This window comes from Calorimonas adulescens, from assembly GCF_008274215.1.
GTDB lineage: Bacteria > Bacillota > Thermoanaerobacteria > Thermoanaerobacterales > UBA4877 > Calorimonas > Calorimonas adulescens.
This window is the reverse complement of sequence record NZ_VTPS01000025.1, coordinates 13,169-27,602: the sequence shown is the minus strand read 5'-3', so window position 1 is coordinate 27,602 and position 14,434 is coordinate 13,169. Positions and strand designations below refer to the sequence as shown.

At 42.4% G+C, this 14,434-nt stretch carries 15 protein-coding genes; 12 read left to right on the top strand and 3 right to left on the bottom strand.

Annotation, left to right across the window (positions count from 1 at the left end):
- Nucleotides 1–94: 94 nt before the first annotated feature.
- A complete protein-coding gene (locus FWJ32_RS13945) occupies nucleotides 95–172 on the bottom strand; it encodes a HEPN domain-containing protein (protein ID WP_420837958.1) in 78 nt (25 codons plus the stop codon).
- A gap of 61 nt (nucleotides 173–233) precedes the next feature.
- Here FWJ32_RS13945 and FWJ32_RS12345 point away from each other — a divergent pair, with 61 nt between their 5' ends.
- From FWJ32_RS12345 to FWJ32_RS12300, 10 genes are all read left to right on the top strand, one after another.
- Nucleotides 234–479 (top strand): hypothetical protein, encoded by a 246-nt coding sequence (locus tag FWJ32_RS12345; RefSeq protein WP_149546274.1) that lies wholly within the window; start codon nucleotides 234–236, stop codon nucleotides 477–479.
- Nucleotides 480–760: 281 nt separating this feature from the next.
- Nucleotides 761–1,951 (top strand): ROK family transcriptional regulator, encoded by a 1,191-nt coding sequence (locus tag FWJ32_RS12340; protein ID WP_149546273.1) that lies wholly within the window; start codon nucleotides 761–763, stop codon nucleotides 1,949–1,951.
- A 15-nt stretch (nucleotides 1,952–1,966) separates the two neighbouring features.
- Nucleotides 1,967–2,821 carry a class II fructose-1,6-bisphosphate aldolase gene (fba, locus tag FWJ32_RS12335; RefSeq protein WP_149546272.1) on the top strand — a complete coding sequence of 285 codons (855 nt, stop codon included), beginning with the start codon at nucleotides 1,967–1,969 and terminating at the stop codon, nucleotides 2,819–2,821.
- 12 nt (nucleotides 2,822–2,833) lie between these two features.
- A complete protein-coding gene (locus FWJ32_RS12330) occupies nucleotides 2,834–3,907 on the top strand; it encodes a bifunctional phosphoglucose/phosphomannose isomerase (RefSeq protein ID WP_149546271.1) in 1,074 nt (357 codons plus the stop codon).
- Entirely contained in the window at nucleotides 3,904–4,836 is a 933-nt protein-coding gene (gene pfkB / locus FWJ32_RS12325) for a 1-phosphofructokinase (RefSeq protein ID WP_149546270.1), read from the top strand. The genes FWJ32_RS12330 and pfkB overlap by 4 nt, the downstream gene beginning before the upstream one ends.
- A gap of 137 nt (nucleotides 4,837–4,973) precedes the next feature.
- Entirely contained in the window at nucleotides 4,974–6,071 is a 1,098-nt protein-coding gene (locus FWJ32_RS12320; protein WP_149546269.1) for a galactose ABC transporter substrate-binding protein, read from the top strand.
- Nucleotides 6,072–6,160: 89 nt separating this feature from the next.
- Nucleotides 6,161–7,672, top strand: a complete 1,512-nt coding sequence (locus FWJ32_RS12315) for a sugar ABC transporter ATP-binding protein (protein WP_149546268.1) — start codon at nucleotides 6,161–6,163, stop codon at nucleotides 7,670–7,672.
- A gap of 20 nt (nucleotides 7,673–7,692) precedes the next feature.
- The gene (gene mglC / locus FWJ32_RS12310) at nucleotides 7,693–8,694 is read left to right on the top strand and encodes a galactose/methyl galactoside ABC transporter permease MglC (RefSeq protein WP_149546267.1); all 1,002 of its coding nucleotides are present in this window, start codon (nucleotides 7,693–7,695) and stop codon (nucleotides 8,692–8,694) included.
- A 40-nt stretch (nucleotides 8,695–8,734) separates the two neighbouring features.
- The gene (locus FWJ32_RS12305) at nucleotides 8,735–9,682 is read left to right on the top strand and encodes an ROK family protein (RefSeq protein ID WP_162523628.1); all 948 of its coding nucleotides are present in this window, start codon (nucleotides 8,735–8,737) and stop codon (nucleotides 9,680–9,682) included.
- Between the two features lie 290 nt (nucleotides 9,683–9,972).
- On the top strand, nucleotides 9,973–11,118 hold the full coding sequence (locus FWJ32_RS12300; RefSeq protein WP_149546265.1) for an iron-containing alcohol dehydrogenase: 1,146 nt from the start codon (nucleotides 9,973–9,975) through the stop codon (nucleotides 11,116–11,118).
- Between the two features lie 203 nt (nucleotides 11,119–11,321).
- On the opposite strand, the gene FWJ32_RS12295 is transcribed toward FWJ32_RS12300, so the two are convergent.
- Together FWJ32_RS12295 and FWJ32_RS12290 are read right to left on the bottom strand one after the other, a co-directional pair.
- Entirely contained in the window at nucleotides 11,322–12,182 is an 861-nt protein-coding gene (locus FWJ32_RS12295) for a DNRLRE domain-containing protein (RefSeq protein WP_149546264.1), read from the bottom strand.
- A gap of 17 nt (nucleotides 12,183–12,199) precedes the next feature.
- Nucleotides 12,200–12,394, bottom strand: coding sequence for a hypothetical protein (locus FWJ32_RS12290; protein WP_149546263.1), 195 nt, complete (start codon nucleotides 12,392–12,394; stop codon nucleotides 12,200–12,202).
- A gap of 215 nt (nucleotides 12,395–12,609) precedes the next feature.
- Here FWJ32_RS12290 and FWJ32_RS12285 point away from each other — a divergent pair, with 215 nt between their 5' ends.
- Nucleotides 12,610–13,299 (top strand): Chromate resistance protein ChrB, encoded by a 690-nt coding sequence (locus FWJ32_RS12285; RefSeq protein ID WP_149546262.1) that lies wholly within the window; start codon nucleotides 12,610–12,612, stop codon nucleotides 13,297–13,299.
- A gap of 2 nt (nucleotides 13,300–13,301) precedes the next feature.
- Nucleotides 13,302–14,432: an MFS transporter gene (locus FWJ32_RS12280; RefSeq protein ID WP_149546261.1), complete on the top strand. Its 1,131-nt coding sequence runs from the start codon at nucleotides 13,302–13,304 to the stop codon at nucleotides 14,430–14,432.
- The last annotated feature ends 2 nt before the right edge of the window (nucleotides 14,433–14,434 follow it).

The window sequence follows — 14,434 nt, the reverse complement described above, 5'->3', positions numbered from 1 at the left end:
AATGGAAACAGCTATCGTACGAAAGATAAGTTACACAGGGACTACAAGGGGGGTCAGAATTAGTTGCAAAAAGGGGTCAATATTACTTGACAATCTACAACATTCCTTTAAGAGCTAATTCCACCGCCTCTTGAGCCTCTCTTATTACATCAGAGTAAGCTCCTTCATCCATAAGCAATTGAATCATTTCAGTCTAACTTTTGCTTTTTCTAGGCAAGTGCGACAGGCCTAAGGTGGATTATACGAAGTGGTTGCTTTTTATCTATAAGGTACCGGTAGAGCCATCCACAGTGAGGGTCAACACTTTGGAAGAGGATAAAGGAGCTGGGGCTGTTCCCCTTCAGCAGTCCATATATGTTTTGTCGGATACGGAAAAGTTAAAGCCGGAGCTGGATTCTTTGAAGAGACAAATTAACGGGCATGGGTGTGAAGGGGAGCTTGGCTGGCCTACTAAAAATACTTTTAAGCTGCATATCTGATAAGGTGGGTAAGAGAAAACCGCTTGCCATATTGGGCTATGCGTTATCTATAGTGGGAAGTTCCTGCTGTATTTCTCCACCAGTTGTGGATGGGTATTTGCAGGCAGGAAGGCTGATATGTTACCCTTACCGAAGATGTGGAAAAAGCCCTTGCTGCAGAAATAGCTCCCGATTTAGTAAAATATTTTAAAAAAGTTTTATGTGTAAAGAAGGATTTTTGAGTTTTATGTCGTATATATAATATAGACTTAGTTAAAAGATTTAAGAAAGTGAGCAGACATATGGACAATTTAATTCCGGTAAGCTACAAATTATTAAAAGGTATGAATGAATCCCTGATATTAAACGTAATAAGGGAAAGGGGGCCTATTTCCAGGTCTGATATAGCTAAACTTACCAACCTCACTCCTCCAACTGTAACAAATATCACAAACAGGCTCCTGGAGTCAGAGCTTATCTTTGAATATATGATGGGGGAATCCAGCGGTGGGAGGCCACCGGTGCTGTTAAAGATAAACCCTGAGGCATTTAACATAATTGTGGTGCACATAAGCTCTAACAAGATAAATGCTTACCTTACCGATGTGGAGATAAATGTTAAGGATAAACTGTCTGAAGGTATTCCGGTTTCCGGGGATAGAGACTGGGTAATCGATAGAGCTAAGGAGTTTATCTCAAAGCTCATGGATAAGTCTGACAGGGAGATTGAGGGGATAGGTGTTATTGTACATGGTCCGGCCAAGTCGAGAGAGGGTATATCACTCTTTGCACCAAACCTTGGCTGGAGAAACGTCCCCATAAAATCTATAATTGAAGAAAAGTATGATATCCCGGTCTTTGTTGAAAACGATGTCAGGGCCATGGCACTGGGTGAATACTGGTACGGTTCTGGCAAGGATGTCAATAATATGGTCTTTTTAAAGGTGGGATACGGCCTTGGGTCTGCTATAGTGCTCGACGGGAGCCTATACAGAGGGATAAACGACAGTGCCGGTGAGGTTGGCCATACCACAATAGATATATCAGGACCCAGGTGTAGCTGTGGTAATTATGGCTGTTTTGAGGCTTTAGCTTCAGAACATGCCCTCACCCAGAGGTTTATTAAAGCGATTAAAGAAGGTCAATATTCCCACTTGGCTGATGAAGCCAGGAATATAGATGAAATAGCACCTTCTGATATATATACTGCAGCGAGGGAAGGAGACGGCCTGGCCCTCTCCATTATGGACCAGGAGGCCAGATACCTTGGCATAGGTATAGCCAATATATTTAATATATTTAACCCTGAGCTGGTGGTCATAGGGGGAGGTATAACAGAAGCAAGGGACCTGATAGAAGAAAAGATGATAGAGACAGTGGAGGAAAGGTCTCTGGAGAGCTGCTATGGGTCAGGGAATATAGTCTTCTCAAAGCTGGGAGATGAGGCTACTCTAAAGGGCGCTGCCAACATGGTATTAAAAGAAGTAATATAGTCAGGAGATGATTGAATGGGACTTATTTCATCGAAAGATTTACTTGAAAACGCTAAGGAAACAAATTATGCTGTAGCGGCGTTTAACATTCATAACCTGGAGACCTTAAAGGCTGTGGTGGAAGCAGCCAGTGAGTTGAAATCACCGGTGATACTCCAGACCACGCCGGGCACGGTAAAATATGCAGGCCTTTCCTATCTACACGCTATGGCAGATGTTGCCTCGAAAGAAAACGATATACCGGTGGTGCTCCACCTCGACCATGCGGAGGACTATGATCTCATTGTCAGATGCATAGACTCAGGGTATACATCAGTAATGATTGATGGTTCTAAGCTTCCCTTTGACGAGAATGTTGCTGCAGTAAGAAAAGTGGTGGAGTATGCACACCCAAGAGGGGTTCAGGTTGAAGCGGAACTGGGGCGGCTTGTAGGGGCTGAAGATGACTTGAATGTGAGTGAATATGAATCATCTCTTACCAACCCAGATCTGGCAGCAGAATTTGCAGAAAAGACAGGGATTGATTCACTGGCGGTAGCTATAGGCACTGCCCATGGGCTTTATAAAGGTACACCAAGGCTGGACTATGATAGGCTAAAAGAGATAAAAAAGAGAGTCAGCATACCGCTGGTGCTCCACGGCGCGTCCGATGTACCAGATGACATGATTGCTAAGGCGGTGGAGTACGGGATAAACAAGATAAACATAGCCACAGATATAAAGATTGCCTTTGTTAAGGCTATGAAAAAATATCTTGAGGAACACCCAGAAGAAAGCGACCCAAGAAAGTACTTTACACCTGCTATTGAAGCGGCAAAAGAGGTTGCCAAGCATAAGATAAGTTTAGCTGGATGTAAAAATAGGGCATGAGGAGGAAGAACAATGACAGTTGATTTAAATGATGCAAATAAAATAAGAGAAATTGATACCATGGGCTCCATAAAGTTCACCGAGGAGTATGACAAGCAATTTAAGGAAGCTATAGACTTAGCTGAAGCATTTGATGTAAAGAAGCTTAATGGCAAAATAGATGAAGTGGTGATACTTGGAACGGGTGGGGGGTCTTCTGTAGCAGGTGGCTTCTTGAGGTCATACCTTTTTGACGAACTAAGGGCACCGGTGATAGTGAATCAAGGGTACAATATCCCTTCCTTTGTAGATGAAAATTCATTGGTCTTAGTGGTGTCTCACTCCGGCAACACAGAGGAGACACTCAGTGCATATGGCCAGGCCGTATCAACAGGAGCTCACATAATTGCCATAACAGCGGGGGGCCAATTAAAGGAAAGGTGTGAAAGAGACAACGTACCATGTCTTCTGGTACCATATGATATAGGCCATCCACGCAGGGATATTGGCTATATATTTGTACCAATGGTAATAATCCTTAATAAGTTAGGTCTTATAGAGGATAAGACAGAAGATCTCAAAAGCCTGATAGACCTTTTCGGTGAATTAAAGAAGGAGTATGGTGCAGAAGTACCAATAGAGAAAAACCTGGCAAAGCAGATAGCAATGGAGATTTACGGACACATACCGCTGATATATGGTTCACTGGACTTTTATGACTCAGTGGCCTGGCGGTGGAAAAATCAGTTTGGTGAAAACAGCAAACTCATGGGCTTTTACAATGTCATACCAAACCTTCACCATGATGAGGCAGTGGGCTGGGATATGCCAGAAAGCGAGATAAAAAAACTCTACCTTATAATGTTAAGAGATGATGAGCTTGACAGCAAGAAGATAAAAAAGAGGAAGGACATAACGGCATCCATATTAAGAGACAGGATGGGGGGTGTTAGAGAGGTCTATGCCAGGGGCGATAACAGGCTTGCCAGGATGTTCTCGCTCATATATTTGGGAGACTTTGTTACTCTTTATACACCGGTATATAGGGGAATAGATCCAACACCTGTAGATGTGATAAATCTCTTTAAGAGGAAGATGGCTGAATGATCTTAACTGTTACGTTAAATACATCCATAGATAAAGCCTATATAATTAACAGCTTTGAGGTTGGCAAGGTCCAGAGGGTAGAAGAGGTCTTTGCCACAGCAGGCGGCAAGGGCCTAAATGTGGCCAGGGTAGTAAAATCACTGGGGGAGGATGTCATAGCTACTGGCTTTGTCGGAGGATATTCAGGAGAATTTATAAAAAGTGAACTTGATAAAGAGGGTATTAAGCATGACTTTGTAGAGGTTGACGGTGAGACGAGGACATGTATAAACATAATAAATAAAACCACCGGGGTCCAGACAGAGCTCCTGGAACCCGGCCCCCTCCTCAATATGATATATCAAGAAAAATTCAAGGATAAATATATATCGCTCTTGGATAGGTGCGATGTAGTTACAATATCAGGCAGTATGCCGAAGGGGATAAGTGACAATTTTTATGCTGAGCTTATCAAACTTGCTAAAGACAGAGACAAGAAAGTTATTTTAGACACCAGCGGAAAATATTTAAAAGAAGGGCTAAAGGCAAGGCCAACGGTCATAAAGCCAAACAGATATGAGGCAGAAGACATCTACGGTAAAAAGATTAAAGATGAGAAAGATATTATAGCCCTTATGAAAACGTTTATTGGAGACGGAATTGAAATGGCTGCAATTACATTAGGAGTAGAAGGTGGCTATGTGGCAACAAAGGATGATGTCTATAGATATATTCCTCCAGAGGTAAAAGTTAAGAACGCTGTAGGAAGTGGTGATGCCATGACAGCTGGCTTGGCCGTAGGGATAAACAAGGGTTATGGTGAGGTGGAGACAATCAGGTTTGCGGTTGCAATATCGGCTGCTAACGCTATGACAGAGGCCACTGGCCTTGTATATAAAAAAGATGTAAACGATCTCCTGGATGATGTTATAATCAACAAACTGGAATAAATTTTATATATTTTTACATAAAATTATTAAAATTTAATTAGTTAAAAGGGGGTGTTATAGTTAATAAATAAGATGTCACCGGGAATTTATGGCAACAATATTATTCTGTCAAAATTATCTTTTGAGGAGGTAAGGAAATGAATATTAAGCAACTTAAAAGACTTGCTGCTGTAGTAGCTGTATTGGTATTGATTGTGGGTGCGATTGCAGGATGTGGTGGTTCAAGCAATACAGGAAGCAATTCTAATACGACACAGAGCAATGGAAACAGCGAACAGTCAAATAAGGAAATAAAGATAGGCGTAGCTCTCTATAAGTTTGATGATACGTTCATCTCTACAGTACGTGAGGCAATAGAAAGAGATGCAGCAGCCAAGAGCCAGGAGACAGGTGAAAAGATAACGATTAATGCTGTTGATGGACAGGGCCAGCAGGCAACGCAGAATGACCAGATAGATACCTTTATAACCCAGGGTTACAATGTGCTTGCTGTAAACATGGTAGACCGTACATCTGCCTCTGTAATTATTGACAAGGCAAAGCAGGCAAATATTCCTGTAGTATTCTTCAACCGTGAGCCTGTAAAAGAAGATCTTCAGAAGTGGGATAAGGTTTACTATGTGGGTGCAAAAGCAGAAGAATCAGGTACAATTCAGGGGCAGATACTTGCCGATTATTGGAAGAGCCATCCAGAAGCTGACAAAAACAAAGATGGTGTTATGCAGTATGTGATGCTACAGGGTGAACCGGGGCATCAGGATGCTATACTAAGATCCGAATACTCGGTAAAAGCCTTGCAGGATGCAGGTATAAAACTTGAAGAACTTGCAAAAGATACAGCAAACTGGCAAAGAGCACAGGGACAGGAAAAGATGGCAGCCTGGCTTGCTGCTTATGGCGACAAAATAGAGGCTGTTTTATCCAATAATGACGATATGGCCCTTGGCGCCATAGAGGCACTGAAGGCAGCTGGTTACTTCCAGGGAGATAAGTTTATACCTGTAGTGGGGGTTGATGCTACTGCCCCAGCGTTGGACGCTCTTGCCGCAGGACAACTTTTGGGAACAGTACTCAACGATTCGGAAGGTCAGGCAAAAGGGATATTTGACATAAGCTATGCCCTTGCCAAAGGAGAGGATCCGACAAAGGTGGTTCAAGGGATTACTGACGGTAAATATCTGTGGGTGCCATATAAGCCTGTCACAAAAGAGAACATGGGCGAGTTTAAAAAATAAGACTTGTATTGAGAGGATTCAGGGAATCGTGAGGTTCTCTGAATCCTGTAACATATATACTGTTGCTGATATAACAGAGAGGTGAAGATATGCCTAATGAATATATTTTAGAGATGAGAAATATCTCAAAAAGTTTTCCGGGCGTACAGGCCTTAAATAATGTCACATTAAAAGTAAGGCCCGGTTCTGTTCATGCTCTGGTAGGTGAAAACGGTGCTGGCAAGTCCACTCTTATGAAGTGCCTCTTTGGTATCTATATATATGATACAGGAGAGATAGTTTTTGATGGTGAGAAGGTTTTATTTAAAAATCCAAGAGAGGCACTGGCAAATGGGATATCGATGATACAGCAGGAACTCAATCCTATTCCCTACATGACAGTAATGGAAAATATATGGTTGAGGAGGTATCCTGTAAAAAACTATGCAGGGATAAGGGTTATAGACGACAAAAAGATGTATGAGGACACAAAAGCTCTTTTCGATGAGCTTAATATTAATATAGACCCAAAGGCCCTTGTTACTACACTGTCGGTATCTCAGGTACAGATGATGGAAATTGCCAAGGCTGTTTCTTACAATGCCAGGGTGATTGTGATGGATGAACCAACCTCATCCCTTACAGAAAATGAAGTTGAACAGCTTTTTAATATAATTCTTAAATTAAAAGAGCAAGGTGTTGCCATTATATATATCTCTCACAGACTTGAAGAAATCTTTAAAGTGACAGATGAGGTAACTATAATGCGAGATGGGCACTATATAGGTACATGGCAGACCGATGAGCTTACTATGGATATGGTGATATCCAGAATGGTAGGTAGGGAACTTACCAACAGATTCCCTGAAAGATATAATGTACCAGGTGATGTGATTTTAAAGGTTGAAAATTTGACATCTATAAATCCAAAATCCTTCAAGAATGTCTCATTTGAACTTAGGCGAGGAGAAATACTGGGTGTTGGAGGGCTCGTAGGGGCTCAAAGGACAGAACTTATGGAGGCGATATTTGGTATTCGTCGTATTGCAAGCGGTCATATATATATAAATGGAAGAGAGGTTACTATAAGAAATCCTATAGAAGCCAGGTCAAATAAACTTGCGTTGGTTACAGAGGACAGGAGAGAGATGGGTATATTCCCTGTTTTATCGGTATCAGATAATATATTGATAACCAGCTGGAACAGATATGTAAATTATAGATTTGTCATAGATGAAAGAAAAGCATTAAGGGATGTTGATGACAGTATAAAAACACTAAATATAAAGACACCTTCACATAAGACTCTAATACAGTTTCTATCTGGTGGCAACCAGCAGAAGGTAATATTCGAGAGATGGCTGTTTACAGAACCAGAGATATTCATTCTGGATGAGCCGACCCGCGGTATTGACGTAGGAGCTAAGTATGAGATATACAACATAATGGTAGAACTTGCTACACAGGGGAAGGGCATAATTATGATATCTTCAGAGATGCCAGAACTTCTTGGTATGTCCGATAGGATAATGATAATGTGTGAGGGAAGGGTGAGTGGCTTCGTTGATGGAAGAGAGGCAAATGAGGAACTTATAATGAGATATGCTACTCAACTTGCTTAATTTTAGGAGGTTTAAAAAGTATGGAGAGCACAATAAACAAGACAAAAGGATTTGCTATAAGGGATTTAGCAAGCAGATATGCTATCTATTTGGTACTTTTTGCATTGTTTATAGGGATAGGCTTGATAGATAAAAATTTTTTTTCTATAAATAATGTGAGGAATATACTAATAATAGCTTCGGTTCGAGTTATTATAGCCCTTGGAGAGGGTGGAGTTTTGATAACTCACGGTGTAGATCTCTCTGCAGGCCGTGTGGTTGGACTCACAGCGTGTATAGCAGCCAGCATGTTGCAGAGACCAGATTATGCATATAAAATGTTTGAGAATTTGCCTCAACTCCCTCTCTGGATACCAATACTTCTTGCAGTGTGTGTTGGTTTGGTGATTGGAATTTTGAATGGTGTAACTATAGCATTTTTAAAGTTACCTCCTTTTATAGCTACATTGGGTACAATGGTAATTGCATATGGTATTGCATGTATATATACAAACGCTCAACCTATTGGCGGTTTAAGGGATGACTTTACCAGGCTTGCTTCTGGTTCTGTAATCTCTATACCCAACCTTATAATAATTGCACTTATTGTGGCATGTATTATTTGGTTTATACTTAATAAGACACCGTTTGGCAAGTATATATATGCTATCGGCGGTAATCCCAATGCCGCGATGGTTTCAGGCGTAAATATAAACCGCACTCTCATAAGTGTATATGCACTTGCTGGTGCCCTTTACGGACTTGCCGGTGCTCTTCTTGCTGCCAGGACTGGTGGGGCAACAAATAACTATGGTCTATCATATGAACTTGACGCAATTGCAGCGTGCACCATAGGCGGCGTTTCACAGTCAGGTGGTATAGGAACTGTGCCGGGTATAATTACTGGTGTACTGATTTTTGAGGTAATGAACAATGGGCTTGTTATACTTGGCGTATCTGCATACTGGCAGCAGGTGGTAAAGGGCATTATAATCATAGCTACAGTTGCCTTTGATATTCGTAAGTACATTGCCAAGAGATGATGGAAATGCGATTAAATTTTTAGGTGGTGTCTTGATTTCTATGAGAAAATCCATTGGTGTTGATATCGGCGGCACAAAGATGAATTTCGCCATTTTAAATGAAGACGGCAGTTTAGAAAACAAGTTTCGCATTTCCACACCGGCATTTTCCCCCAGAGATGAGTTCATGAATATTTTAAAGGCAAATATAAGGGATATGCTCGGAAGATATGATGTGTGCGGCATTGGTGTAGGAGTACCGGGGCTTCAGGATGTCGAGAGGGGAGTTGCTATATATGCGGGTAACTGCCCGGCTCTAAAGGGCACCCCTGTAGTTGAGATTCTTCAGGAGGAATTTAAGATACCTGTATATATAGATAATGATGTGCGGGTTGCAACACTGGGAGAGTTTTGGTATGGTGCCGGTAAAGATGCCAATACCATAATATGTGTTACACTTGGTACAGGTATAGGTTCTGGAATAATCATAAGGGGAAAACTATGGCGTGGGAGTAACTGTGCTGCTGGAGAGATAGGACACGTCAAATTAAAAGAAGACTGGCTCTCTTCAACCCTTGATATGGATGGCACTCTTGAGGCTATATCATCAGGGCCGGCCATTGCTACGGCATATCACAAAATGGTAGAAGGAGAAAAATTAGAGGGTAGGGTAGACACATCCCTTAAAGCCTCAGAAGTGGCAGAAAGGGCGCATGATGGTGATAAGACTGCTCTTGAAATATTTCAGACTGCTGGCTATTATCTGGGAATAGCAATTGCAGGTTATGTCAACCTGATAAATCCTGAGTTGGTGATAATAGGCGGTGGCCTGGCCAGTGTTGGTGATTTGTTGCTCAAGCCTGCATTTGAAGCATATCAAAGGTATGCCTTAGATGTATCTAAGCAGGTATGCAGGATTACAATGGCACAACTGGGTAATGACGCAGGTGTAGTAGGTGCTGGTGCAATGGTGTTCCATTACCTGGACGGTGACAAATTCTGGTTGTAAATAACTGACTGCTACGGGCATACATATAAACAGGATGTATGCCTGTATTTATTTTCCAAGATCGATCAACATCATAACCCCAAATAACCTAAAGGCTGTACCAACAACCCTTTTCAGAACAGCTCCGTTCACCCTGTTTGCAAATCTTGCAAATAGTCTGCCTCCTATCACTGTCCCTATAGTTCCTGACAATGTGACCTTTTATTAATATTATCGGGTTGTAAACTTATAAGATCCTGTCTTTTTCACAGCAATGAATGTGGTATACTATGTGATAAGGGGGAATTATCATGGATCTTTTTAATTCATTCAGCTTTGAACTTCCAACGAGGATAGAGTATGGTGTTGACTCACTAACTAAACTGGGGGAAATATGTGTAAGCCTGGGAATCAGACGGCCTGTGGTCATAACTGACAGAGGAATAATGAATACGGATATACCTGATAGAGTGGAGGGCATACTGGGCAAAAGTGACGTTGAATCTGTGTTCTTTGATGGGATTGAGCCTAACCCAAAAGACCGAAATGTCATGGAGGGTGCCAGGATTTCGGCAGACTTTAAGGCCGATGGATTGATTGCTCTCGGAGGTGGCAGTGTGATAGATGCTGCCAAGTCCATCGGTGTAGTTTTAACCAATGGTGGGGATATAAAGGAATATCAGGGGAAGGGCAAGGTAAAGAATCCAGTGCCGCCACTTGTTACAGTACCTACAACGGCAGGTACGGGTAGTGAGATTACATTTTCATCTGTCATAACCGATACGGAAAGAAATTTCAAGTTTACTGTTAAGTCGCCCTTGATTGCGGCTAAGGTGGCCCTGGTGGACCCTGGGCTTACTGTAAGTATGCCGCCATCAGTTACAGCCTCTACAGGTGTTGATGCCCTTACTCATGCCGTTGAGGCTTATTCTGCCACATGCCATGAACCGATAAGCGACGCTTTAGCGCTTCATGCAGTATCCCTCATACATAAATATATTAAGAGGACTGTGGAGAATGGTAGTGATATGGAGGCAAGGGAGGGCATGATGATGGGCAGCCTGCTGGCAGGCCTGGCCTTTAGCCACTCCGATGTGGCATCAGTCCACTGCATAGCTGAGGCTTTAGGCGGTATGTACGACCTGCCCCATGGGGTGTGCAACTCTGTGATGCTACCCTATGTCATGGAATATAACATGCCGTATGCAAGGCACAGGTATGATGATATAGCCAGGGCCATGGGTTTTTCAGGCGACGATGCAGCGGCGATGGCTGTGGACTGGATTAAAAATCTGAACAGGGAGATAGGCATACCAGAATTCAAGGATCTGGGTATAAGGATGGAGGACCTGGAGATAATAGCGGAAAAGTCTGCTATAAACATATCAACGGACAGTAATCCCAGACCTATGGAAAAAGAGGACTACCTGATGGTACTTAATATGGCACTCAAATAAATAAAGTATATTTTATGGCAGCAGAAAAGCTTAATTGATTACGATGTAGTTTTTTTGAGTACTTATCAATCAACAATGGATGGATGCTGCAGAGGACGGTTTATGTGGCCTAAAATTCGTTGAAAACCTGATATTACCTTTGGGTTAGGGAAAATGAAATGAAGGGGCGCCTTTATATAAAGGTGCTCCTTCATTTAGTGCGTCTATGGTGCTGTAGCTGCATATATGGCCAGCGTGGCCGGCATGCCGGCTATAACGGACTTGAAGGCTACCCTGGCGTATTCCATGTGCCCGTCGGTATTCATTATCAAATGGTTGCCGGGTGCAAATGTGGATATAGATACGAATGGAAGTATATTATCTATCCAGGTTGTTCCATCAGGACTTAGCTGTACCACCACCTGGGCGCTGTTTGCACTGCCTATATTTATTATGCCGAAGGTTGCATTTCTGCTCCCAAGGGGTATAGGTGTGGAACCTGTCCAGGTATCCGTGGTTGTCACTGTCTCTTCGGGATATTCTATGAGGCCCTCTTCGGGTAGTGTGCTGTACTGTATGATCAAGGTTGGACGCAATATGCTGTCCAAATACTCTCTGCTCCAGAAGCCTACAAGGGACCTGGCTGTTTCAATGCCTGTAAGCATTATGCCGTTGTTGGGGACACTACCTGTATACCATTCTCTTACCAGGTCTGTAATATCCCATTCTATAAAGGTATTTATCTCTGAGGTTATAGTAGCAGTGCTATCCGGAGTAGCTCCTGTGGAAGGCTGGTTACTATAGGTGACTGTGTCTTCCGTGAAGCTGTCAGTTAGTCTGTATACGTTTATTGACTTGGGTATAATCGGTATATCGTTTCTTGAGATATACATCCTCAGTATTGCTGATGTGATGTCTATTCCAGAAGGGAGAGACGAAATGTCAAAACTCAAGAGACTTCTATATCTATCGGTTAACCCCTGAAAGAGACCAACATACAGGATTGGTGCTCCACCGAAGTTTTGATTGGGGAAATACTGTGAGATATAGGCATCCTGCGTGGATGAAAAAGTAGAGGTAGGCATAAAACCACTCCCTTATATTACATTGCCTGTATGGCGGAAACTATTGAGGCCAAGGTCTTTTCCGAATCATCAGATAATATTATAGATGCCCCACCGTTGGTCATGACTGCAGATATAATGGACATTGAGTTATCAGTGTCATCGACTTTTACACCTGAAACAGGATTCACAAAGTTACTAAATACTCTTATATCTGCTGCAAAAGATATCATGTCACTTTCACCCCTTAACAATATATGAATGACATACAATTGGTGTTACATAGGGTATATATGAGGAATATCTGCGCCATAAAGGAAATTGATTCTGTGGGATAGTCTGTATTAGCGGATTATGCCCAAGCAGGTTGTTGCATTTAAATAAAATTTAGATTGCAATATCTTAAAACATCTGTTATTATAAATATAACGATTGTTGAGGTGATGCTATGAGGTGGCTTTTATTCATCTATAAGGTACCTGCAGAACCCTCTACAGCAAGGGTAAATATATGGAAAAAGATAAAGGAGCTGGGAGCTGTTTCGTTGCAGCAGTCCGTTTATATCCTGCCGGACGACCAGTCGGTGAGGCCAGGCCTTGAAGCTTTAAAAAAGCAGATTGCTGGCTATGCTGGCGATGCTAAGATACTGACCACAGACACATTGGATGTGGAACAAGAAAAGGAGATAATAGAAAGCTTTATCAAAGGCATTGAGAAGGAGTATGACGAGATTATAGAAGAGTGTGGTGCTTTTTTTAGGGAGATTGAAAAGGAGACTGAGAGGGACAACCTCTCTTACGCAGAGTTTGAGGAGAATGAAAAGAGGCTCTCCCACCTGAAGGAATGGTATGAGGGGGTGAAGAAGAGAGACTATTTCGGCAGCGATAAGGGACGCAAGGTGGATGTTTTAATCAAGCAGTGTGAGGAGGCGTTGTATGATTTTGAGAGAAGCGTCATTTCCAGAGAAGAGAGTGGTGGAGACGGTACATATAAGATGGACAGGTTTACATCCGGCCAGGCCGTGGACATTTTAAATGATGTAATCGAAAAAATAGAAAAAGGAAAGGATATGGGATTTTTTGTAACCACAGTAAAGGACGGGTATAGATATATATATTTAAGCATTAAGGAGGGGTAAAAATGTTAAATGTTATCATAATGGGGCTTACCAGCCTTTTTACAGACATCTCCACAGAGATGGTATATCCGCTCATCCCTCTTTACCTCACTCAGAGGTTAGGGGCTGGTGCGGCAACAGTTGGCTTTATAGAGGGCGTGGCGGAAAGCCTGGCCAGCTTGTTAAAGGTTTTTTCTGGATACATATCCGATAAGGTGGGTAAGAGAAAGCCGCTGGCCATACTGGGCTATGCATCATCAACTATTGGAAAGATTCTGCTATATTTTTCTTCAAGCTGGGGTTGGGTGTTTGCAGGGAGGACTGTAGACCGTTTCGGAAAGGGTGTAAGGAATGCCCCAAGGGACGCTCTCATAGCAGAGTCTACAGATAAAGAAAATCTGGGTAAGGCATACGGCCTCCACAGGGCCATGGACTCTGCAGGGGCAGTGATTGGTGTAGTTTTAGCCTATTACTTCCTGACATCATATAAGGGAGACTATACTGCAGTCTTTATGTATTCCCTCATACCGGCAGCCCTTGGAGTGATAGTGCTGTTTTTTGCTAAAGAGACCAGAGGCTTAAAACCGTTGGCAAAGAACATATCATTTTCATGGAGCAAATTAGATAGAAGGCTTAAGATGTTTTTAATTGTCATATTCATATTCTCTCTAGGCAATTCATCCAACCAGTTTCTGCTGTTAAGGGCTAAAAACGTTGGTTTTACCGATGCAACAGTCATCCTTCTGTACCTTGCCTACAATGTGATCTATATGGTATTGTCATATCCATTAGGACGCCTCTCTGACAGGATAGGCAGGAAGAGACTTCTGGTGGCAGGCTACCTATTCTATGGTCTTGTATATCTGGGTTTTGCATTCTTTACAAGCAAGGCCGCAGTCTGGACACTTTTTGCTGTGTATGGTATTTATATAGCCCTCACAGAAGGTGTAGAAAAGGCACTGGTTGCGGAAATAGCTCCTGAAAACCTTAAGGGAACCCTCATAGGACTGCACGACACCTTTGTAGGCATTGGCCTTATGCCTGCCTCCTTTATAGCTGGCCTTCTCTGGGATGCCATAAGTCCTGCAGCCACCTTCTATTTCGGAGGTTTTATGGGCATACTGGCCTCCTTAGGGTTATATTTAGTGCTATGAAA